Origin of the sequence: Methylobacter sp. BBA5.1, assembly GCF_000746145.1 — a bacterium.
Lineage (GTDB): Bacteria > Pseudomonadota > Gammaproteobacteria > Methylococcales > Methylomonadaceae > Methylobacter > Methylobacter marinus.
The window spans coordinates 1-22,865 of the sequence record NZ_JQKS01000007.1; the positions used below are offsets into that span (position 1 = coordinate 1).

General features: G+C 57.3%; 15 protein-coding genes and 1 pseudogene. 14 read left to right on the forward strand and 2 right to left on the reverse strand.

The window, feature by feature from the left end; translation table 11 throughout:
• Both EK22_RS06010 and EK22_RS23050 read right to left on the reverse strand, forming a co-directional pair.
• Window positions 1–247: pseudogene (locus EK22_RS06010) on the reverse strand (IS110 family transposase); the annotation flags it as partial.
• 468 nt (window positions 248–715) lie between these two features.
• A complete protein-coding gene (locus tag EK22_RS23050; RefSeq protein WP_051961712.1) occupies window positions 716–1,252 on the reverse strand; it encodes a lysozyme inhibitor LprI family protein in 537 nt (178 codons plus the stop codon).
• Between the two features lie 614 nt (window positions 1,253–1,866).
• Here EK22_RS23050 and EK22_RS06020 point away from each other — a divergent pair.
• Genes EK22_RS06020 through EK22_RS06085 form a run of 14 tightly spaced genes read left to right on the forward strand, consistent with a single transcriptional unit; the run spans window position 1,867 to window position 22,863 of the window.
• Window positions 1,867–2,505 (forward strand): Pvc16 family protein, encoded by a 639-nt coding sequence (locus EK22_RS06020; protein ID WP_020160899.1) that lies wholly within the window; start codon window positions 1,867–1,869, stop codon window positions 2,503–2,505.
• Window positions 2,502–3,518: a hypothetical protein gene (locus EK22_RS06025; RefSeq protein WP_036249006.1), complete on the forward strand. Its 1,017-nt coding sequence runs from the start codon at window positions 2,502–2,504 to the stop codon at window positions 3,516–3,518. Before EK22_RS06020 ends, EK22_RS06025 begins: the two co-directional genes overlap by 4 nt.
• Before the next feature lie 33 nt (window positions 3,519–3,551).
• A complete protein-coding gene (locus tag EK22_RS06030; RefSeq protein ID WP_036249009.1) occupies window positions 3,552–5,555 on the forward strand; it encodes a phage tail sheath C-terminal domain-containing protein in 2,004 nt (667 codons plus the stop codon).
• 52 nt (window positions 5,556–5,607) lie between these two features.
• On the forward strand, window positions 5,608–6,045 hold the full coding sequence (locus EK22_RS06035; RefSeq protein ID WP_020160896.1) for a phage tail protein: 438 nt from the start codon (window positions 5,608–5,610) through the stop codon (window positions 6,043–6,045).
• A gap of 13 nt (window positions 6,046–6,058) precedes the next feature.
• On the forward strand, window positions 6,059–6,496 hold the full coding sequence (locus EK22_RS06040) for a phage tail protein (RefSeq protein WP_020160895.1): 438 nt from the start codon (window positions 6,059–6,061) through the stop codon (window positions 6,494–6,496).
• A 36-nt stretch (window positions 6,497–6,532) separates the two neighbouring features.
• Window positions 6,533–6,724: a DUF5908 family protein gene (locus EK22_RS06045; protein WP_036249011.1), complete on the forward strand. Its 192-nt coding sequence runs from the start codon at window positions 6,533–6,535 to the stop codon at window positions 6,722–6,724.
• Window positions 6,724–7,407: a CIS tube protein gene (locus EK22_RS06050; RefSeq protein ID WP_036249013.1), complete on the forward strand. Its 684-nt coding sequence runs from the start codon at window positions 6,724–6,726 to the stop codon at window positions 7,405–7,407. Before EK22_RS06045 ends, EK22_RS06050 begins: the two co-directional genes overlap by 1 nt.
• A 19-nt stretch (window positions 7,408–7,426) precedes the next feature.
• Entirely contained in the window at window positions 7,427–9,190 is a 1,764-nt protein-coding gene (gene vgrG, locus EK22_RS06055) for a type VI secretion system tip protein VgrG (RefSeq protein WP_036249223.1), read from the forward strand.
• Between the two features lie 15 nt (window positions 9,191–9,205).
• Window positions 9,206–9,475, forward strand: a complete 270-nt coding sequence (locus tag EK22_RS06060; RefSeq protein ID WP_020160891.1) for a PAAR domain-containing protein — start codon at window positions 9,206–9,208, stop codon at window positions 9,473–9,475.
• 1 nt (window position 9,476) lies between these two features.
• Window positions 9,477–9,920: a GPW/gp25 family protein gene (locus EK22_RS06065; RefSeq protein ID WP_020160890.1), complete on the forward strand. Its 444-nt coding sequence runs from the start codon at window positions 9,477–9,479 to the stop codon at window positions 9,918–9,920.
• A 2-nt stretch (window positions 9,921–9,922) separates the two neighbouring features.
• Entirely contained in the window at window positions 9,923–13,645 is a 3,723-nt protein-coding gene (locus tag EK22_RS06070; protein ID WP_036249015.1) for a baseplate J/gp47 family protein, read from the forward strand.
• Window positions 13,642–17,376, forward strand: a complete 3,735-nt coding sequence (locus EK22_RS06075) for a hypothetical protein (protein WP_036249017.1) — start codon at window positions 13,642–13,644, stop codon at window positions 17,374–17,376. Before EK22_RS06070 ends, EK22_RS06075 begins: the two co-directional genes overlap by 4 nt.
• Before the next feature lie 25 nt (window positions 17,377–17,401).
• Entirely contained in the window at window positions 17,402–21,430 is a 4,029-nt protein-coding gene (locus tag EK22_RS06080; RefSeq protein WP_036249020.1) for a hypothetical protein, read from the forward strand.
• Window positions 21,430–22,863: a contractile injection system tape measure protein gene (locus EK22_RS06085; RefSeq protein WP_036249023.1), complete on the forward strand. Its 1,434-nt coding sequence runs from the start codon at window positions 21,430–21,432 to the stop codon at window positions 22,861–22,863. Before EK22_RS06080 ends, EK22_RS06085 begins: the two co-directional genes overlap by 1 nt.
• Window positions 22,864–22,865: the final 2 nt, after the last annotated feature.

Here is a 22,865-nt window from a genome sequence, read left to right on the forward strand (position 1 = left end):
CCACGAAGTTTTTGACGTAACGGGCATTCAGCAGCACGACCTGATGCCCCAGCTTAGTCAGTTCTCTCCCCCAATGATGGGCTCCGCCGCAAGCTTCTATGCCAATCAGACTCGCCGGGTAATTGGCGAAAAAAGCCAGCAATTCTGCTCGCTTGAGCTTTTTCCTGATCGCTTTGCCCTCGGCGTTCAGGCTATAGCAGTGAAAGATGTTCTTTGCGATGTCCAGGCCAACTACATTATCATTCATTTCGGGCTCCTCTTTGCTCCGTTGTTTATTGTTGGGTGCATTATGACACCGTGGGAGTGAAGAGGAGTCCATATCATCATCCTATGCAAGATTCCAGTTTCAAGAAGTCATTTTTAGCCAAATCCTTAGTTAAATAAGGCATTTTCGCGTAGCAAACCGCCATTACAGACAGGCCAGCAATATTGCGGAATATGACGGTTTTAAGGCACCGTTTATTGGTGGATTGCCAAGGCAAATCCACCCTACAATTCATCCATCATCCAGATAACAGCTGCGCTGCCGACTATCACAGCGAGGACAATGAGGATTTTCAATGATCTCATGTTGAATCTAATATTGGCAGCCTATCGTCTACCCAATGCAGTCGTAAGTTTTGAAGTCAAGCGGAACGGACTTTTGCAACCTCGTCCGGCTAAAAAATCAGCGGCGATTGCGTATTGGCCTGCGAAGCACAAGAATCGCAGAAGATTAGTTGTTAGTTTCTGGATAGTTTTTTAAGTAATGCAATAGCTCAACCACTCTATTCTTTATAATGGTTGTTTGGTATGCACTGCGCGAAATAGCGGACGACGATCCAAAATTATCTAATGTCCAGTTATTATCGATAAAGCTGTACTCCGCATCGCGAAACTGAATCCATAGCCGCTGTGAGTGTAACAAGGACTGTTTGCTGTCAGCATTAAGCTGTTTGCTTAAAGCCGTATAGGCTTGGTTGAGTTCTTGATCGAGAAAGTCACTGTACTGAACATATGCCTTGAGGATTTCCTCTTGATTTTGCGCTTGTTTCTCAATAACGATCTCATATTTCTTGCTGCGCGATTCAAAGTCTGCAACGAGATCAGGCGCATCCGGATTATCGATGGCAAAGCAAAAAGAGGCCTGTGCGAGCAACCATGCCGCTAGAAAAAAGGTTTTTGCTTTCGGCCCTATTAAAATCATTGTTTCACCACTTTTTGTAAATACCTTGTGAATAAACATTCCATTCGCATGCTCTTCTATTTTCAAGCCCTTTAGTATTAGACCACCCTATAATCCCTGCCCTGAACCATCTGTTACCCTTATCACATTTAGCAATTTAAATCGGTTGACCGCTGTTGCTTTTAAGAGTAAAAAAACAACGAGAATTTATAATAATTAAATGAATAATAGGTATTTCATATCCCCCATTTGTCCTTTAATTTAATCTGCTCACGACAGGATTGGCGCTTAAAGCAAATTGAGAATATCAACATACAATAATATATGAGACAAAGGTTTAAATAATATTTATTAAAAACATACACATATTCATTTTTTAAACAGCCTTAACAATTGCGAAATATAAATCAAAATATACTAACGACGGGCAAAGAGTTTCAGAATAAAAACCAATAGGCATTGAAAAATTTACAATCCGGTTTACACTTTGAAAAACAGTCGCCATAAGGGTCTATATTTCTGCATCCGGACGATGCCGCATCATGCACAAGGTTATCAATATAATGACCATGTCATTGATTATCAAGTGTTTTATTTGGAATGCCATTTAATTCCAGGCTATTAAATAAGGAAATACAACAGATAAGACATTCAATATTACATAGACCTGTAAATATGATTTTATAAGATGGATTTATTAGATGATTGCGCATGCATTGACCATTGTAATAAATGAAATGAATCAGCATCTTGACGATGTTTTTCAGATGGCCGCGCCGATCGTCGACCTGGGTAATATAGCGGAAGGGTTTGCAGGCGGTCCGGGAAGCGGCGGCGTTGCCAGAAACAAGCTTATATTGTCTGTGGTTAATATCAAGGAAGAGAAAGCGCTAAAAAATCTGCCCAATTATGTCCGCGACGATGTCTCGCTCAAGGCCAGCTACGAAAACCCGCCTGTTTTTCTTAATCTGCAAATACTGATTTCAGCAACGCATACTAATTACAGCGATGCGTTATTGGTATTATCCCGAGCCATTTGTTTTTTTCAGCATAAGAACGTATTTACGCCGGACAATGTCTCGCCCGGCTCAATAACGGCCAATGCGCCCAATAACCCTCTGGACCAGCTGGAAGCGTTTAAGCTGATCTTTGATTTGTATTCGCCGACCATGGAGGAAGTCAATCATTTATGGGGAACCCTGGGGGGTAAGCAATACCCCTTCGTTTTGTATATGCTGCGCATGATCGATCTGAAATTCAAGGCGGTACAAAGCGAAAGCGGCCTGATTACGGAAGTGGTCAGTGATTTTCATCACAAAACCCCGCCGGCCAATCCATGACTGAACGTATCGGCAACCGGTATCGGCCTCTGTTCGAGGTACGCCTGCTGCACCATTACTGGCTGGATGAAGGCGCTGCCGTGTTTGACCTGATCAGCGACCCGTCCCGAAAGAACAAACGATTGCACGGCTATGACAGGCGGCCTTTTCTGACGGTAGTCCCAACCGCGGCCACCGCAAAAGCTTTACAGGCCCTGAATTGCGTCTATAAAGATACGGCACCGGGTTTGATAGTGGCGGCTCCCGCCCTTCAGGTCATTCCCGCCGATACGCTGTTCGAATTCATTGTCACCGTTTCCCATGCCGATTTCTTCAACTACACCGCCCTGACGCTGCCGCCCCGGGAAATTCGCGCGCTTTATCATCAACCTGAAGATAAAGCCTATCGCTATAAAACCAATGTTTTCGTTCTTTCGAATCTGACCGGCGCTGCGCGCGGCGCAGGCGCCGACAAAACGCTGTTTTTATCGAGCCCCTATTCCGCGGGCGGCGCCGGCGACAAGGTCGAATACCTGATCGATTCAGCCGGCAAGCTGATGCAGTTGACCAGCGACGGCGACGCAGCCGATCCGACTTCCCAGCTATTGAATGCGGATGCCGCCGTTTTGCCTGTGTTCGTTCATCAAGGCGACATACCCGCCATCGTACCGCCTCCCGGCCTTGCCGGCGCACCCGAGCGCGGAATCCAGTTGACGGACGCCATCCCGGACGATGTATTCGCCCTGATCCGCCTGTCGCCGGTCAGGGCCGATGATGACGACTTCAGCTTTATTGACGACAACGGCATCGCCAAAGCGCCGCACCCGGTTTTCCAGGTTCGCTTCAAGAATCGATCGACCCTCCGGCGATACTTTGACAAGAATACGGGCGCTGTGAAATCCACAGAGCCCAATCCGCTCCCATTAACCTATTTTGGCAACGCAGGCTCAAAACAGAAACCGTCGGCAGGTTTTGTTAAAGCGGAAAAAAGCGGCACCAAAATCACCCGGCTTGTTTCGGAAATTTTCACATAACATCCTCATTGTCAAAATACCAAGGTGAAAAGCATGGCAACAATGTACAAAACCCCCGGCGTTTACATCGAAGAAATCCCCCAGTTTCCGCCTTCCATCGCACCTGTGGAAACGGCAATTCCGGCGTTTATCGGCTATACCGAAAAGGCAGATCTCAGCGGCGAATCCCTGGCCAACAAGCCGACGAAAATCGAATCCATTGCCGAATATGAACTGCTTTTCGGCGGCGCGCCTTCTCAGGACGTCACCCTGCTGCTGGATACCAACAACCAGTTTGTGCGGGCCGAAGCCACGGCAAAGCATTATCTGTACGACAGCCTGCGCCTGTTTTACGCCAATGGCGGCGGCAACTGCTACATTGTTTCGGTCGGCTCTTACTCGGACAGCCTGTCCTCTGCCGACCTCGAAGCGGCTATCGACCTGCTGGAGCAGGAAGACGAGCCGACCATCATCCTTTCGCCGGACGTTGTCTCGGACACGAGCGGACCTTATGAATTCCAGAAAAAAGCCCTGGCGCACTGCAATAAGCTGATGGACCGCGTAACCCTCTGCGATCTGACCAGGGCGGTTGACAGTAACGCATTCGAGAGTTCCGTGGCCGAATTCAGGGAAAAGATCGGCATAAACCACCTGAAATACGGCGCAGCCTATGGCCCGTGGATCAGGGCAAACTTGCCGCGCACGCTCCTGCGCCGCAATGTCAAGCTGCAGCGGGACGGTGTGGGAACGTCTGTCCAGTTGAGCAGCCTGACAGCCGATGCGGAGCTTCAGAGTCTGATTGCGGACCTGATCAATGTGGAAAATTTTGTCAATGAGGCGCTGACCAAGAAAAACACCCTTTCCGGCGGCGCGGACAAAACCCTGGATGACCGTTTAAAGGGACTGCTCGATGCCTTTAACGCGGCGGCTTCAAATGCGACGGCGGCGCAGATGCAGGCGGTATTGCAGCCGATAACGGACTACATGGTCGGCATTGTCAAGGAAATAAAATTGCGCTACGACGCTGCACCGGTTGCGGCCAATAACCGCTTCAAGCTGAAAGAGGATATCGAGAAATATATCGCCGGTTCCAATATGAAAACCGCGCTCGCAACGCTGGCGAACCACCATAAATTTTTGAACGGATTGGGCGCTGCCGACAAAATTGAACTGGTAAAATCCGGCGCAGACCTCGATGCTGTGGCCGGGTTCCTGGGGTTTACCGACGGAGCCACACTGCTGACGCCTCCCCCCGCTCCTCCGGCCGAAGTGACCGGCGCATACGCTTCCGCCACAACGGCCAACCAGCGAGGCAAGGTAGCCGTAGTGCCGGCACTGGCCGCCGCCAACGAAGCCATTGCCTTTTTCCGCTTCCTGGAAGCCACGCAAAGCAATTACGAAAAGACCCTGAACGACGCGCTGCTGACGGCGTTCGGCTTGTACAAGGATCTGGTGACGAAAGCCGCCGACGCCCTCAATGTGCTGCCGCCGTCGGGCGCGATTGCCGGGATATATGCCGCGACAGACCGGGATCGCGGCGTCTGGAAAGCGCCCGCCAATATCAGCCTGAACGCGGTGGTCGGCCCGGCGGTGAAAATTTCACAATACGAACAGGAATCCTATAACGTCGACGCCAACGCCGGCAAATCCATCAATATCATCCGCGCGTTCACCGGCAAGGGCACGTTGGTCTGGGGCGCGCGCACCCTGGCCGGCAACGACAATGAATGGCGCTACGTCAGCGTCCGGCGCTTTTTCAACTTTGCCGAAGAATCGATCAAGAAAGCGACCGAGCCATTCGTGTTCGAACCGAACGACGCCAACACCTGGGTGCGCGTGCAGGCCATGATCGAGAACTTCCTGACCGTGCTCTGGCGCCAGGGGGCATTGCAGGGCATCAAGCCGGAACACGCGTTTTACGTCGCCGTAGGGCTGGGCAAGACCATGACGGCCCTGGACATTCTCGAAGGCCGCATGGTCATCGAAATCGGCATGGCCGTCGTGCGTCCCGCCGAATTCATCGTCCTCAAGTTTTCGCACAAAATGGCGGAATCCTAAGCAATGCACTGAAACGATCTATTCTTTAAATTAAAAAACAAGGATAACCATCATGGCACAAGAATATCCGATTCCCCGATTTCATTTTCAGGTCGACTGGGGCGGCGCAAAAATGAGCTTCACCGAAGTGACCGGCCTGGTCATGGAAAGGGAAAAAATCGAATACCGGCACAGCGACAGCAAAGACTTCAACAAAATCAGCATGCCGGGCATGGTCAAGAACAGCAATATCACCTTGAAACGCGGTAAATTCGAAGGCGACTTCGACTATAACACCTGGCTGGAAGACGTCGCCAACGAGCGCGTCAACGGCCGTCGAGACCTGATCATCCGCCTGCTCAACGAAAAGCACGTACCGGTCGCCGCCTGGTCGGCCACCCGCTGCTTTCCGGTCAAGGTGACCGCGCCCGATCTCAAATCGGACGCCAACGAAATCGCCGTGGAAAGCATTGAAGTGGCGCACGAAGGCCTGAAACTGATGAAAGTCTGACGGAATCCGGCCGATGATTGATTACTATCCGCCGCTGGGTTTTTATTACAAAGTCGAATTCGGCATCAGCCAGGACAAGAACGACGTGCGTTTTCAGTCGGTGTCGGGCCTGTCGGTGGAATACGACTATGAAACCTTCAAGGAAGGCGGAGAAAACCGCTTTGAGCACAAGCTGCCGGTCCGCACCAAATACGCCGACCTGGTGCTGAAGCGCGGCATGCTGACGGACTCGGCCGTGCTGAAGTGGTTTCTCGACGCCTTTCGCGACCGCACCTTCAAGCCGGCGGATATCAACGTGATTTTGATGAACGAGAAAAGCGAACCGCTCAGGACCTGGAAAATCTCCCACGCCGTGCCGAAAAAATGGCTGGTCAGCGACTTGAACGCCAACGAAAGCGCAATCGTCATTGAAACGCTGGAATTGACTTACCGCTATTTCACCATTCAGTAGAGAGCGGCGCCATGATCGACAAACCGGTAACGGACAATGCCCATTGAGATAAAAGAGCTGCACATCCACGTCTCGGTCGATACGTCGCCCGGCCCGGCGCCCGGCGCAAAACCGGCCGGCGCCGGCAAAAACGCGATCGGCGCCGACAACGATGAAGTCAGGGAAGCCATCGTCGCGGAGTGCGTCGAGCAGGTACTGCAAATATTGCAAAACAAACAGGAACGCTGATGACTGGCAAACTGGAAAAGATGCTCATCCTTGCTTTCGAAACGTCCGAAGACGCCGAAAACGGCGGTCAGCCGGAAGCCAAAGACAAATTCGAAGCCCTGATCAACCCGGAAACCTACACGCTGGACTACAAGGTCAAAACGTCGGACGGACAGGGCCAGGGCACCAGCTCTGCGCAGGCGAAATTCGAATATACGCTGCCGGAAGAACTCTCCTTCGAGTTCCTGTTCGACAACACCGGCATCATCGACGGCAAACCCAATCCCGACGGTGTATTCGACGATGTCAACCATTTCCGGCAAATGCTGACCGGCTATCAGGGGGCATCCCACGAGCCTTATCATCTGAAACTGGTCTGGGGCAATCTGATTTTCAAAGGCCGGGCTGTCGAACTCAGCATCAACTACAAGCTGTTCAACCCCAACGGCCAGCCGATACGCGCCGTTGCCAAGGTCAGGTTCAAAGGCAGCATTGAAGAGAAAAAACGCGCCCTGCAGGAGGACAAAAGCTCACCCGATCTGACCCACGTGCGCAAGGTCAAGGCCGGCGACACTCTGCCGCTGATGTGCCAGCGGATTTACGGCGATCCGAAATATTATCTCCAGGTGGCGAAAGCCAACGGCCTCGGTAATTTTCGGCATCTGGTCCCGGGAACCGACCTGGTGTTTCCACCGCTGCGTTAACCAAGCCCGCTGAATGGCCATGAACAACGAATCGACCATCCCTACCCCGGCAACACCCGACGTCTGCACCCATGCCATACTCATCGACGGCGCGCAGATCTCCGGCGAATTCCATGTGCTGTCGATTTACGTGAGCCGGGAATTGAACAGGATTCCCACCGCCACCCTTCATTTACAGGATGGCGAAGCCGCCAAGGCGACGTTCAAGGCCAGCAACACCGACCATTTCATTCCGGGCAGGAAAATTGAAATCCAGCTCGGCTACCGCTCGCAGAACGAGCCGGTCTTTAAAGGCATCATCGTCAGGCACAGCATCAAAATCCGCAAGAACGGCGCGCAGCTGATCGTGGAATGCCGCGATGAAGCGGTAAAAATGACCCACGGCGTTCACAGCCGCTATTATGCCGACCAAAAGGACAGCGACATCATGGAAGACCTTATCGGCCGCTACGGTTTGCAGAAAGACATCGCCGCCACACCGGCGGCGCTGAAAGAAGTGGTGCAGTACGATGCCAGCGACTGGGATTTCCTGCTGTGCCGCGCCGAAGCCAACGGCCTGATCGTCAAGGTTGAGGACGGCAGGATTACCGTAGCGCCGCCCGCCGCTTCCGAATCCTCCATACTTACCGTTCAATACGGTTCCACGCTGCTGGAACTCGACGCCGAAATCGACGCCCGCTGGCAAAGCAAGGGCATCACCGCCCAGAGCTGGAACGCAAGCGATCAGGAACTGCTGACCGCGGAAGCGAAAGAACCCGCCATTACCGGCGGCGGCAATCTCGAATATGCCGGCCTCGCCGATGTGATCGGCGGTGATCCTCAAACCATCAGGCACGGCGGCAAACTGAGCCAGCCCGAATTACAGGCCTGGGCCGACGGCCGGCTGCTGAGAGAGCGTCTGGCCAAAGTGCGGGGGCGGGCGAAATTCCAGGGCTTCGCCGGCGCCCTGCCGGACAGGATCATTCAGGTGAGCGGGATCGGCGAACGCTTCGAAGGCGAACTGTATGTATCCGGCGTCCGCCACAGCTTCGCCAAAGGCAATTGGGAAACCGATGTCCAGCTGGGCCTGAGCACCGAATTGTTCGCCGAAACCTACAACCTGCGCCCCTTGCCGGCCGCGGGACTGCTGCCGGCCGTCAGCGGTTTGCAGACCGGCATCGTGACCGTGCTGGAAGACCCCGAAGGCGAAGACCGCATCAGGGTGCGGCTGCCCCTGATCAGCACCGCCGAGGAAGGTGTCTGGGCGCGCGTCGCGACGCTGGACGCCGGCAAGGAACGCGGCACGTTTTTCCGCCCTGAAATCGGCGATGAAGTGATCGTCGGCTTTCTCAGCGATGATCCCCGCTACCCGGTCATTCTGGGCATGTGCCACAGCAGCGCCAAGCCCGTACCGGAACCGGCCAAGGATGACAACCACCGCAAAGGCTATGTCAGCCGTGAAAAAATGAAATTCACCTTTGATGACGAAAAAAAGATCGTCACGCTGGAAACGCCCGGCGGCAACCGGATGCGGCTGTCCGAAGAAGACAAGGGCATCACCCTGGAAGACCAGAACGGCAACAAAATCACCCTCGACGACAGCGGCATCAAAATCGAAAGCACCAAAGACCTGATCCTGAAAGCCGCCAAGGACATAAAAATCGAAGGCATGAACACCGAATTGAAAGCCCAGACCGCCTTCAAGGCATCAGGCAGCGGCAGCGCCGAAATATCGGGCGCCAGCACCACCCTGAAAGGCAGTGCCACCACGGTCATCCAGGGCGGCATCGTTCAAATCAACTGACCCGGAGCCATCAAGATGCCCCCTGCAGCACGCGTAACCGACCTGATCACCAGCACCGCGACCTCCGGCGTTCCCATGCCGATCCTGCCGCCCGGAGCGGCCACTGTGTTCATCGGCGGACTTCCCGCGGCGCGCCTGGGCGACAACTGCGGAGCCGATGCCGTCATCAAAGGTTCGGCAACCGTTCAGATCAACGGCCTGCCGGCGGCCAGAATCGGCGACCTGACCGCCGGAGGCGGCGCAATCCTGCCGCCCGGCGCATTGACTGTGTTAATCGGTGGCTGATATGGATCGTCCCTTTCTCGGCCGCGGCTGGTCCTTCCCTCCCTCCTTCGATGCCGGCAGCGCCCGGGTCGAGATGCTGGAGCAGGAATCCGATATCGCCTCCAGTCTGGAAGTACTGCTCGGCACGAGACCGGGCGAGCGGATCATGCTGCCGCAGTACGGCTGCAATCTGGACGAATTGTTGTTTGAGAATCTGGATACGCGCATGAAAACGCTGATGGCCGACAAGATCGCATCGGCCATCTTGTATCACGAACCGCGCATCCACCTGGAAAAAGTGCAGCTCAATGACAGCCGGGAGCGGGAAGGCGTGGTGCTGATAGACATCGTTTACCGGGTGAAAGCCACCAATTCGAGATTCAACTTCGTCTACCCCTACTACAAACTGGAGGGCACCGACATTAACCTCGCTACAACCGTCAACCTTTTGCCTGAGGGCGTTTAATCATGGCGAATTCAGGCAACTGCAAGCAAAACACCGATCCCTTGAAACTGGTCCACGAAGGCACCCGCCAGGATCAGCGCTTTCCCGCGCCCTTGAATCCCGCTTACGCGCCGAGCGATGAAAGAAAGCTCGAACATGCGCTGGTGTTTGCAAAAGCCTATGCCGGACATTTGAAGTTTTATGACCTCAATAACGTCGCGACCGGCGACTGGGCGCCCTTTTTCAGCCGCGATGCCTCGGTGCAACTGGCGATTGCCGCGGTACAGGACATCGATTATTACAAAAGCAGCGTCAAGGCCTCTTTCGACTTTTTGAACAATCTCGGCAACGACGCGCCTGACAAGGAAACCGAACTGAAACAACGCCTGGGCTATCTGTTCAGCATAATCGGCACGCTCGCCAGACAACTGGAACAGTTGAAGGAAGAGCTGGCGCCCGAAATCCCGCTGAAGCACACCTTGCGCAACCTGATCCGAAACCAGCTGGCGCCGGAGTTGAAAAGGCTGATCGCCTACCACGAAGCCTTTCCCAAGTCCGATACCGATTTTGCAGGCGCCCACCCCGACATGGTTCTGTTAGGCGCGCCGACAACGGATTTCACCGGCATTTACCACTATGAGTTTTCCGCAGACTGGATAACGACTTCCGATCCCGACTGGAACGCCTACCTGTCGGGCATTGCTCCGGACAGTTCGGTTTACGGCAGCGGCGCCGGCGTGTTTGAACGCATCAATCACATCGCCACGCACAATCTCTTCAAGTCCGTCTTTGACCAGTTCCTGAAAGTCTATGTCCGCACGGTCGCGGAGGCCAGACAGTCCTTGCAGCAGACCCTGACCGGCCGCGACGATCACGAACCGCACTACGCCCTGTTCCTGGCCTTTCTGCGGTTATTCGACTATGTCCGCGCGGAAACCAATACCCTGACGGCGCGCCATCTGGATTTTTATTACCGGCAGATCCTGCGCCTGAAGGAAAAACCGGCCGAACCCGGCCATGTCCATCTTCTGGTGGAACTGGCCAAACAGGCGGATAGCCACGAAATAGCCGCAGACGCGCTGTTTAAAGCGGGCAAGGACGATTCGGGCATCGATGTCTTCTATGCCAATGACCGGACGTTTGTCGCCAACCGGAGCAAAGTCACCGCGCTGAAAACCGTCTATCGGCATGCCAACGCCCAGCATGACAGTCTGCCCTACCAGAGCGGCCGCCTGTTCGCCTCGCCGGTCGCCAATTCAGACGACGGCCTGGGCGCGAAACTCACATCCGCCGATCAGTCCTGGCAGCCCTTCTTTAACAAGCTGTACAGCCAGGGCGAACTGGCCGAAATCAGAATGCCCGGAGCCGAAATCGGCTTTGCCGTGGCTTCGCACCACTTAATGCTGGCCGAAGGCGTGAGGACCATCACGCTGCGCTTCGCCATCGACCCGGCCGGCACCCTGGACGCCGATCATAAAGCGGAGGTCGCCTGTTTCGTCAGCAGCGAAAAAGGCTGGTTTCAGGCCGAAGTAACCAAATTCGCCTCGCCTGTCAACGGCCAGTTGCTGCTGACAGTCCGCCTGGGCGGCGCCGATCCGTCCGTCGTGCCTTATTCGGCCAAAACGCATGGCTACGGTTTCGGGACCGATCTGCCGGTGCTGCTGCTGAAACTGACACACAACGAAAACAGCGATTTTCTTTATGCCGGACTTGAGTCCGTCCGTGTGCAAAAAATCGATCTGGACGTCGAGGTCATCGGCCTGAAAACCCTGGCGGTTGCCAATGACTTCGGCCCGGTCGACACGTCCAAGCCGTTTCAGCCGTTCGGCGCATCGCCCGCGACTCACAGCAGCCTGGTGATCGGCTCCAGGGAAGGCTTCCAAAAGCAACTGTCATCCTGCACGCTAAACATAGACTGGCAAACCGCGCCTGCTCCCTACCCCGGCGCCACGGTCAAAATCGGCGTGGACTTTTTGCAGAACGGCCAATGGTCAGCCGTGGAAACGCTGGCTTTTGATATCGACGAAACCGAATTTGAACTGCTGAGCGGCATTGCCAGCGAGGTAAAACCGTATGTGGACAAACCTGATCTGTCGGAACAGGCGATGTTCAACACGGCGTCCCGGCATGGCTATGTGCGCCTGAAACTCTCCGGCGATTTTGGCCAGAGTTTGTATGAACAGGCCCTGGCCACTTACATAGACAATGTCATCAATCAAGTCACCCCCAATCCCAAACCCGTCCCGCCTGCCGGCCCGTTCATTACCGAATTGACGCTGGACTACACGGCGACGCAAACCCTGCTGACCGGCAGCGGCCAGCAAACCGATTTCGACGCGCGACCGGGCCGTTTCTTTCATCTGGCCCCGTTCGGCCTCGCCGAGCAGCACCCGTTTCTGACGAGCGGCGCCCCCGATCCGTCTCTCTATTTACTGCCGCAGTTCAGGCATCTGAACAGCGCCGGCGGCAACGGCTTCGATAAAAAACTGCCGGCCAATCACCCCGTCCAGCATGAGGCCGAATGCTATATCGGCATCGCCGACCTGCGGCCGCCGCAGAATCTGGCGCTGTTCTTCCAGGTGGCCGACGGCACGGCCGATCCGGTATCGGTCAAACCGCAGCCGCATATCCACTGGAGTTATCTGCGCGACAACGAATGGGTCGGCTTTCCCGAAAACACTGTACAGGACGGCACGTCCGGACTTTTGAATTCCGGCATCATCACTTTCTCGGTGCCGGATGACGCTTCATCAGCCAATACCCTGCTGCCGGCCGGGCAACATTGGATCAGGGCCGCCGTCGCCGCGGAAAGCGATGCGGTATGCCGCCTGCAGATGGTCGCGGCGCAGGGCCTGAGCGCCACCTTCAAAGACAACGGCAACGATCCGGCCTTTGCCGCCCAAACCCTGCCGGCAGGCACCATCAGCAAACTGGACACGCCCCACGCCGCCGTCAAAAGCGTCAGCCAGCCGTTTCCGGGGTTCGGCGGCAAAGGCGCCGAGCAGCCCGACGCCTTTTATACCCGCGTCAGCGAGCGCCTGCGGCACAAGGACCGGGCCATCGCGCTTTGGGATTACGAACATCTGCTGCTGGAAGCCTTTCCGCAGATTTACCAGGCCAAATGCCTGAACCATACGCATTACGAACCCGATGAAGACGGCGGCATCTACCGGGAACTGGCGCCGGGCCATGTCACGATCGTCACCGTGCCGAACCAGCAATTCCATAACCTGCGCGATCCGCTGCGGCCCTATACCAGTCTGGGACTGCTGGAGGCCATCAAGGCATTCCTGCAGCAGCGCCTTTCCTGCTTCGTCAAACTGCATGTCAAAAATCCGCTGTTCGAGGAAGTCGGCGCGCAGTTCAAGGTGCGCTTCCACACCGGCTTCGATGAAACGTTCCATGCCGCCAAGCTCGACGAAGCCATCACCCGCTTCCTTTCGCCCTGGGCTTTCCCGGGCGGCGGCAGCCCGACGTTCGGCGGCAAGGTTTATCAATCCGTGCTGATCAACTTTGTGGAAGAACAGCCGTATGTGGATTACGTCACCGATTTCAGACTGTCCCATACTTATACAAAGCTCGACGGCAACGGCCAGAAAATCGAGGTCGTCGATCAGGACGCGACCGAAATAGAAGGCTCGAAAGCGGTATCGATACTGGTTTCGGCCAGGCATCACGCGATCGAAGTCATTGACCCCGCCCAGCAAACAACGGCCGACAGCACCTGTCCGTGTGAATCCGTATGAACAAGATACCCGATAGCCTGCCCAAACAGCCCGAACTGAAAGCCGCCGAGGATTACTACCGTCTCCGGCGCGAAGGCATCGGCTTTATCGAACAGATGGGCAGCCGTTTATGGACGGACTACAACACTCACGACCCCGGCATCACTCTTCTCGAAAACCTGTGTTACGCCATTACCGACCTGGCCTACCGCAGCGGCTGGGCTATCGCCGACCTGCTGACGCCCGCCTCGCCGCCGGCAGACGCCAAAACGCCCTTCCCGGATCAGGCCTTTTTCACCGCGCGCGACATCCTGACGGTCAATCCGCTGACGCCGGACGATTTCCGCCGCCTGCTGATCGACCTTGAGCCCGTACGCAATGCCTGGGTGTTCTGCAAGGATTGCGCCTGCGGCTTCAGCTATTACGCCTGGTGCCAGAACGATCAACTGCAGCTTTCCTATCAGAAACCCGACGAAGCGCTGCATCCCAAACGAGTCGAGCCGCAAGGTCTGTACGAGGTCTTGCTGGAACTGGAAGCGGCCCCCGAACTGGGCGACCTGAACGACCGCAAGATCAGGCATGCCTTCAGCGTTTTCGACGCCGAAGGCGATCCGCACCCGACAGCGATGGAAATGCGCTTCCCGGACTGGCAACTGGCAAATCCCGAACAGGGACGGCTGTTCATCGACAGCGGAGACGCCTTCTCGGGCCTGAACGGCGCTTCGTTCACCGTCAAGGTGAGCATCGGCGCCACCAAAACCTACGACGTATTGACAGACCCATTGCTGGATGACGCCGGGCGCGATAAATACCTGCGCGATCATTGGCGCCAGGTCTGGTATGTGCGCTTCGAGCTGGAACTTTTGCCGGGCGGCGAAAAAATCAGCATCGGCCCTGCCGCGCTGCGCGTTTTCGGCGATGTCACCGCCAAAAGCCAGATAACGGCCGCCGGCATGAAGGCCTTGTTCGAAGACACCACATCGGCGGGCTTCATCCGGCGTTACCGCAACAAGCTGATCGGAACGCAAGCGGCCGTCGGCGCCGCCAGGGACGCCTTGCAAAAGCACCGGAACCTGGACGAGGATTATTGCCGCATCCGGCTCGTCGATATCGAGGATGTGAGCGTCTGCGCCGATGTCGAAACCAAGCCCGATGCCGATATCGAACGGATACAGGCCGAGATCTGGCTGGCTGTCGAACGCTATTTCAATCCGCCCGTGCCCTTTTACTCCCTGCAGGAACTGCTGTCCGACAGCACGCCCGTGGAAGACATTTTCAACGGCCCCGAGTTGAGCAACGGCTTTATCAAAAAGGCGGACCTTGACGCTTCCGGTTTAAAAACCGTTTTACGCGTCTCCGACCTCATCAACAGCCTGATGGACATTGACGGCGTCATTGCCGTCAATAACCTGCTGCTCAGCAAATACGACGCCGAAGGCAATATCGTCAAAGGCGCCGCCGATCCAGGCTGGGCCAGCGACGGCAGCCCGGTATTCGACAGCGATAAAATCAGCGCGGCCTGGCTGCTGTATATCAGCCCCCTGCATCAGCCCCGTTTCCACAGGGAGCTGTCCCGGTTCCTGTTTTTCAAAAACGGCCTGCCGTTCGCGCCCAGACAAGACGAGGCCTACGACACCCTGATACAGTTGCGCGGCGAGATGGAGCGGCCGAAAATCAAAAACACGCTCAACGACCTGCCCATCCCCGAAGGCACATTCCGCGATCCCGAAGCCTATTTTCCGCTGCAATACGGTTTTCCGCTGACTTACGGCATCGGCCCGGAAGGCCTGCCGTCTCACGCATCCGGCCAGCGCAAGGCGCAGGCCCGGCAGCTCAAGGCTTACCTGCTGGTCTTCGAGCAGCTCATCGCCAACGCCCTGGCGCAGATCGCCCATACCGCCGACCTGTTCTCTCTCGACCCGACGACGGACCGCACGTATTTCTTCAAGGCATTCAGCGAATCCGTCATCAAGGGCTATGACGAGTTGACCGACGGTCTCGGTACCGCCGAGCTGGAAGCGATGACGGAAACCAAGCCGGAATTCCACGAGCGGCGCAACCGCTTCCTCGATCATCTGATGGCCCGTTTCGGCGAGCAATTTGGCGAATACGCGCTGCTGCTGTCCCGCTCGCAAGGCCAGGCCGCGCAGGATCACCTGATCAAGGACAAGCTTGCCTTCCTGACCGCCTATCCCGGCATCAGCCATGATCGCGGCAAGGCCTTCAACTACACCCTGCCGGTCTCGCAGGACAACCCGGCCGGCATCAAGAAACGCGTCAGCCTGCTGCTGGGCTTTCCCGACCTGGTGTTCAGCATGGATGCCGGCGAGCCGGCCGGCAGCCTTTATACGATAACCTACCAGCTGGTCGACGCCCAGCAGCACAGCTGGTTTGCCGGCAGCCTGGTCGTCGACGCCGGCGACGACGAAGACGCCAAACGCCAGGCCTGGCAGGCGCTGCTCGCGGCCATGAGCAATCCGGCGGCATACGACATTGCGCCCGAAGCGGCCGGCTATCTGCTCAAGCTGAAGGATGCCGACGACAACCCGCTGGGCCAGTCGGAGCCGCTGGCAAGCGAAAGCGAAGCCGAAGCGCTCAAGACCGAACTGCTCGGCTGGAGCGCCAACGAGCGCGCCATCGTCGTCGAACATCTGCTGCTGCGGCCCAAGTTCCCGGGCGATGCGCTCTACCCGGCCTGCGTCAGCGGCGGCTGCGGGACCTGCGGCGACGAAGACCCCTATTCGTTCCGCCTGACCTGGGTCATGCCCGGCTGGACGGCGCCTCACAACGACAATATGGACCTGCGCGGTTTCGCCGACCGCACCATCCGCCGGGAAACGCCCGCCCATCTGCTCGCGAAGATCTGCTGGGTCGGCAACGACGGTTTCACGGCCGATCCTTGCGATCCGATCGTCGGCAACGTGGCGAAGCTGCTGAGCGCGGCCTCGGCCAGCGCAGACGAAGAACAGGCCTGCGGCTGCGCGACGGCGCTTTACCAGCGCTTCAGCGATGCCTTCAGGCTGTGGTATCAGGACAAAATCCTGCGCAATTTCCAGCCGGATGAACTGAAAGCCGAATTGCAGACGCTGTTCGACACCCTGGACGCCAATGGCCTGGATTGCGCGGTCGTGATTGATGACGCGCTCTGGCAGCAGATTGTCGCACTGATGCTGGACTATTTTCAGCCCATCGCGCTCACCGGCTGGCAGTTCGAGCGCTTTGAAAATGCCTGGCGCCAGTGGCTGGAAGCCAACGCCAGAATCGACTGGACCGAAGAACGCCTGCCGGAACAGCTTCACGCCATCCTGTCGGCCAATCTGCTGAGCGCTTCGGCCGCGGATCTGTGCCGGTGTAGCGCCGGCATTCTGAGCGCATACGGCACGGCCTTTTACCAGTGGATGAGCGGCAACGTTCAGCAAGGCCGCGATTTCGGCGATCTCACCGATTTCCAGCCGATCACCATCAGCCTGCGTGAAGAAGGCGACGCCCAGGCGCCGGCCTTCTGTGCCGACGCCACGTTCAGAACCGGCACGGCCGCGGCCCTACAGACGCTGCTGGATGAGCGCTATGCCGGTTATCGGGAAGTGTCGTTCCGCCTGTGGCAGGTCGTCAACCTGCTGGCCGGACTGCGCAACGTTTATCCGGATGCGACCCTGCACGATTGCGACGACGGCAGCGATCAAAACCCGGTGCGCCTCGGCAGCACCGCGCTGGGATCGCTCCACGCCCGCCAGCCGGCCCAAACCCTCTGAAACTTCTGACAATAGTGACATCGCCATGCAACCACTAAAAGATAACTATCCGGTCTTCGAAGCCAATCAGGTACTGACCAATGCCCATCTGAACCAGATGTTCGGCTATCTGGACGAGCAGCAGCGCCTGACGCGGGCCAACCTGATCGGCATCGGCATCGTCTGCGGTCTGGAGATCAGGCTTGACGAAGCGCCGGGCACGATTTTCCTGTCCAGAGGCTGCGGCGTCACCTCGGAAGGCTATCTGATCATGGAACCGGACGATCTGGCGCTGGTTGCGTACCGGACCTACGAATTGCCCGCTGACATCGACTATCCGGCCTTCAAAAACAGCGCGACCAGCCAGCAATATCCGCTGTGGGAACTGTTTCCGGCCGGCGAACCCAATACCGCGCCTCTGGCCGACCCTGCGGGCTTCCTGGATGACAAGGCGGTGCTGCTGTTTCTTGAGCTGAAAAAAGCCGCCCTGCGCAATTGCAGCCCCAACAACTGCAACGACAAGGGTTCGGACGTCACCGTCAAGGTCCGGCGTCTCTTAATCGGCAAAGCCGATCTCGACAGCATCATTGCCAATGCGAACGATGCATCGGGTGATTTGGGGCCGGGCGATCTGGAAGCCAGGCTGGCGGCGCAGCTGGACCTGCCGGATCTGCGTCTGCCGCGCTTTAGCGTACCGGACAGCCAGCCGGTGACCAGCCATGACGTGCTGGCGGCCTTCCTGAAAATCTTCAGCGCCGGCGATCTGGCCGCCGCCCTCGGCGACGCGCTGACCCGCGCCTATCAGGCTTTTCAGCCCATCCTGAAAAAAGCCTATGCCAGCGATCCCTTCGGCGGCTTTATGGCCCGGTTCGGTTTTCTGGACAGCGCCCCGGCCAGCGCCGAGCAGGTGCGCTTTCTGCCCTATTACTATGATTTCTTCGACGACCTGATCCGCGCCTACGATGAATTCCGCTGGCAGGGCGTGGATTTGCTGTGCGCCTGCTGCCCGTCCGAAAAACTGTTCCCCCGGCATCTGATGCTGGGCCTGTTGTTTCCGGCCGGGGAAACCGATGCGCCCGGATATCGTCACCGCTTTCTGCCCTCCGCCGCCATCGGCGATTGCGAGCGGCGCACCCGCGAAGTCGTGCTGTTGTTCCGGCGCATGGCGGAGATGATCGACCGCTTTACGCACACGCCCGCTTTGCCGCCGGTAAAGCCGCAGCTGACGCATATTCCCATAGACTCGCAAATTCGCATCACGCCGTCCAGACTGGGCGATGTGACGTTGTCCGAAAAAGCCATTCCCTATTATTACCAGCAAACCGGCGAACCGCCGTTGTATCGGCTGTGGAATCCAGAGAAAACCCGGCGCCTCAGAGCCCATCACAACCTGAGTTACCGCGCGGACGAATATGTGCCGGCCGCGCCTGCGTTCGTCGCCCAGCCGCTGGCCTATGATCTGGAACCCTACAATTTCCTGCGGATAGAGGGGCATCTGGGTAAAAACTATCAAATGGTGCTGAATACCCTGCTGTCGATCAAGTCCAGCCATCGCCTGCCCATCCAACTCATCGCGCTGCGCACGGGGGCTTTCGACGACACCGCGCCCATTGATGTAAACAAGGAAAACTGCCGGTTTCAGGATCTTGAGACCCTTTACGACGTGACGCGCGAACAACTGCTGTGCGCCCTGATCAAGTCGCTGACCTATTTTTACCACCTGCCTTTCGATACCGACTCGCCGGTAAAGACGCCGGTGAAATCGCAATTCGCCGTCATCAACCGGTACGCGCCCGATTTTCTGGTGCAGACCAATACCCTGGGCCGCGCCTTTGAAGATTATATAACCCAGCAAGGCGGCGTCGTGCCGGACATCGACGCCAATCTGATGGCAAGCTGGATCAATATCTTTCCTCCCGGCGATATGCTGGTCTATTACAGCTTTTTTTATCTCATTAAACTGAGTGACGCGCTGCCTGACGATTTCGCCGACATCGATTTCGACGACGTCGAAACCCGTTTCAGCAATCTCGCCATTGTCGTCAAAGCCATCGAAGCAAGGCGCGAACACGGCATCGCCAATCTCGACGGCAACTCCGCTGTCCTGAACTGGGAGGAAATCGACGACCGGCTGGAGGATCTGCTGAACAATTGCCAGCCGGACGCCTTAAAGGCCCTGTACGACGAATATGCGCGCCGCGTCCGGGCGCTGAAGAAAAAGCAGTTTCTCGGCAACTTTTTGCCGGAACATCCGGGCATTCAGCACAAAGCCGGCGTACCGCTGGGCGGCACGTTCATTCTGGTCTACCATCAGAAGCCGGCGGCGAAAACCGGCCCTGCCGCCGGACTCAAAGCCGTCGTGCGGCGCGTCGAGCCTTTCTCGGCGGGCATCATTCTGCCCTTGCACGCCCATGCGGCCAACCTGAGGGATTTTGTCTTTGTCCGGCCGGAACCTGCCGCGGCCGCCCCGGTCAGAGACGCCGCAACCCGCGTTGCGGCCCGGGCCGACGGCGGACGGATGCCTGCCGACCCGGACCTGCTGGACGCCATCAAGCGCCTGCGCTTCCAGCAGCCTTCGCTCATCAACGCGGACCTTCAACGGGTGCTGGACGACCTGTCGGCGCTGATACCGGATTTTCCCGGCACGTTCGGCTCCCCCGATTTCGCCGGCAAGGCCGACAAAATCATCGCCGCAACGGTTGACGACCTGGCCGACGGCACCGTGATCGGCGACTTTTACCTACCCTATCTTTGCTGCTCCGACTGCGCGCCGATACAGTTCGTATTGCCTAAAACGCCGCCGACCTTTACCGTCGCCATCGGCTGCACGGAATCGGACCCGGCAGCGCCGGCAGCGGCAGTCACGATAACCGTCAAGGACGGCACACCGCCTTACCGGATCAAAATCGACGAACAGGATTTCCAGGATCTGGTCAACCCGGTCCGGTTGACGGCCGGCGAACACACTCTGGTCATCCAGGATGCCGGCGACGCCGTGTCGGCCCCGCAAACCGTCGTCATCCCCGAACCCTTGCGCCTCGGCGAACCGGAGTTCAAATGCTCGGAAGACGGCCAGACTTACGTCGCGACCCTCTCGATTACCGGAGGCACTCCGCCTTATACCGTCAACGACGCGCCGCTGGACGGCGCCAGCTATACCAGCGCACCGACGGCGAGCGGCGCCAGCCTGTTATTGCGCATCACCGATAAGCGGCTATGCACGGTGGAAACCATCCTCGCCCATACCTGCCAATTGCCCTGCGACTTGCCGGATGACGGACAGTCGCAACGCTGCGCCTACCGGCTCTGGCTGCAGCCCGCCATGGATGACGGGCGTTACCGGAGCTACAAACAGACCTCCAGACTCAAGCTGCGCTTTAATGGCCAGGACCTCGACCTGAGCGGCACCGACGATCTCCTGCAAATCAGCGTCGACGACCTTAACAGCGACTTCAAAACCGCGCTGGCCGCCGCCGCTGAAAAACTCAACGAAACCGTCAACAAGGCCATCAACGAGACTTTCGGCGAACTGAGCCGGGATCGTCTGACAATCAGCTATGCACCGGATGAAAGCGATCCTTTCGGTATTCTCTGGATAGAGCATTTTATCAAGGACGCCTTCAGCTTCACCTTCGAGTTCAGTTTCAGCAACTCGGCCTCTTCCGGCAATTTTTCCGTGCGCTACGGCAATGACGCCATCGGTGCAGCCCCCTTCGATGGCGCAATCTTTACCAATTTCGATCTGGACAATAAAGAAACCCGCGTGCCCGCCTTTGCCTGCAGCCAGCGCAACCAATGCACAGGCAGCGAGTTCGTCAGTCTTTGCGATGGCTTCGATCTGAAGCCCGATTTCGTTTTGAACGAGGAAGGCGACACGCGGTTCATCTTCGCCATCAGCGAGGAAATGCCCACGACCGGCATCGCCGCCTGGGTATGGGATTTTTCTACGCCGACCAAGGAGCCGTTTTATGTCGGCGAGAAAATAGCCATTGACTGGCAGCCCGGCGGCTTCATAAGACTGACTGCAATCAGCGACAAAGGCTGTTTCAGTTCAACGTTGAAAGACTTGCGCTAATGACCCACACCATCCGCCGGCACCATCTGCATATCCGGGTCAACGGCACCGAAGCCGACGGCCTGGCCTTGCATAACCGTCTGCCGGACTGGTGCCGGAACCGGCTGTTTCCTGCGATTGAAAGCGCGCTGGACCGATGCGTGCCGGCGACGGAACACTGGTCGCTGGAGCGCCTGGAGATCGATGTGGGCGAAATCGCTCTCGATCGGCTGGAGCAGGACTTGCCCGGATTGGTCGGGCGGGCGCTTGAAAAGTCGTTGCGAACGCTGCAACCGCCTGCAGGGCATGAGGCGGCAGCCGCGGGCGGCATCACGCAAAAACCATCGCCGCAGCGCATCGAGGAAGCCTGGGTTTATTTTTTGACGACCGGCACGCTGCCCTGGGGCCTGCGCCTGCCGGCAGGCGAGAATCTGGAACGAGCCCTGCTCAGGATCTGGCAGGAAAACCCTTCAAGCCGTCATTCCGGCGCTGTCCTTGCCGCGCTGGCATCGGCCGGCGCCAGGCAACGTCTGGTCCGGCAATTTTCCGAAGCGTTTCTGGCAATCCTGCTGAAGCGGCTTGCTCCCGACCTCGAAACAATCATGGCGAATATTATGCGCCAGCTGAACCCTGTCGAACTGGCGCCCGAGACCATCAAACCTTTTGCCAGACAACTGTGGGAGGCGGCGTTTGCCTTGATGACAAGCTCCGGCCCTTACACGGAAACCCGGATCATCCGCGCCGCCTGGCGACAGCTGCCGGTTACGGCGATCCAGCGCCACTATCTGGCAACCCTGCTGGAGCGCAGTTGGCCGGGCGTTATAGGCGAGCCCGAAAATCAGCCGCCGGATCAGCGTTTTCCCGCTTCTGAAAACACGATAAACGGCAATGCCCGCAACCCTGACGGCAGGGTTTCCGAAGACGCCCGGCCAGACCAGCACCCTGAAGCGGCTGAAGGCATTTATATCGAAAACGCCGGGCTGGTTCTGCTGCACCCGTTTCTGCCCCGTTTTTTCCAGGCCCTGGGCATCGCCTCCGAAAACGACGTCATTCTTCAGCCCGAACGCGCGCTGTGCCTGCTGCATTTTCTGGCGACCGGGCAGCGCATCGCGCCGGAGCATGAACTGGTGCTGCCGAAAATACTCTGCAATATTCCCTTAACGGCGCCCGCCGGGGCCGATATGGACCTGACCGATCCGGAAACGGAAGAAGCGGCCGCTCTGCTCGAAGCCGTGATCGGACACTGGGACGTCCTGAAAAACACCGGCATCGACGGCCTGCGCGGCACGTTTCTGCTGCGCGCCGGAAAAATCACCCGGCGCGATGACGGCGACTGGCGCTTGCAGGTGGAAAGCAAAGCCTTCGATATTCTGATGGACCAGCTGCCCTGGGGCATCAGCATGATAAAACTGCCCTGGATGCCACGGATGCTTTGGGTGGAATGGCGTTATTGACC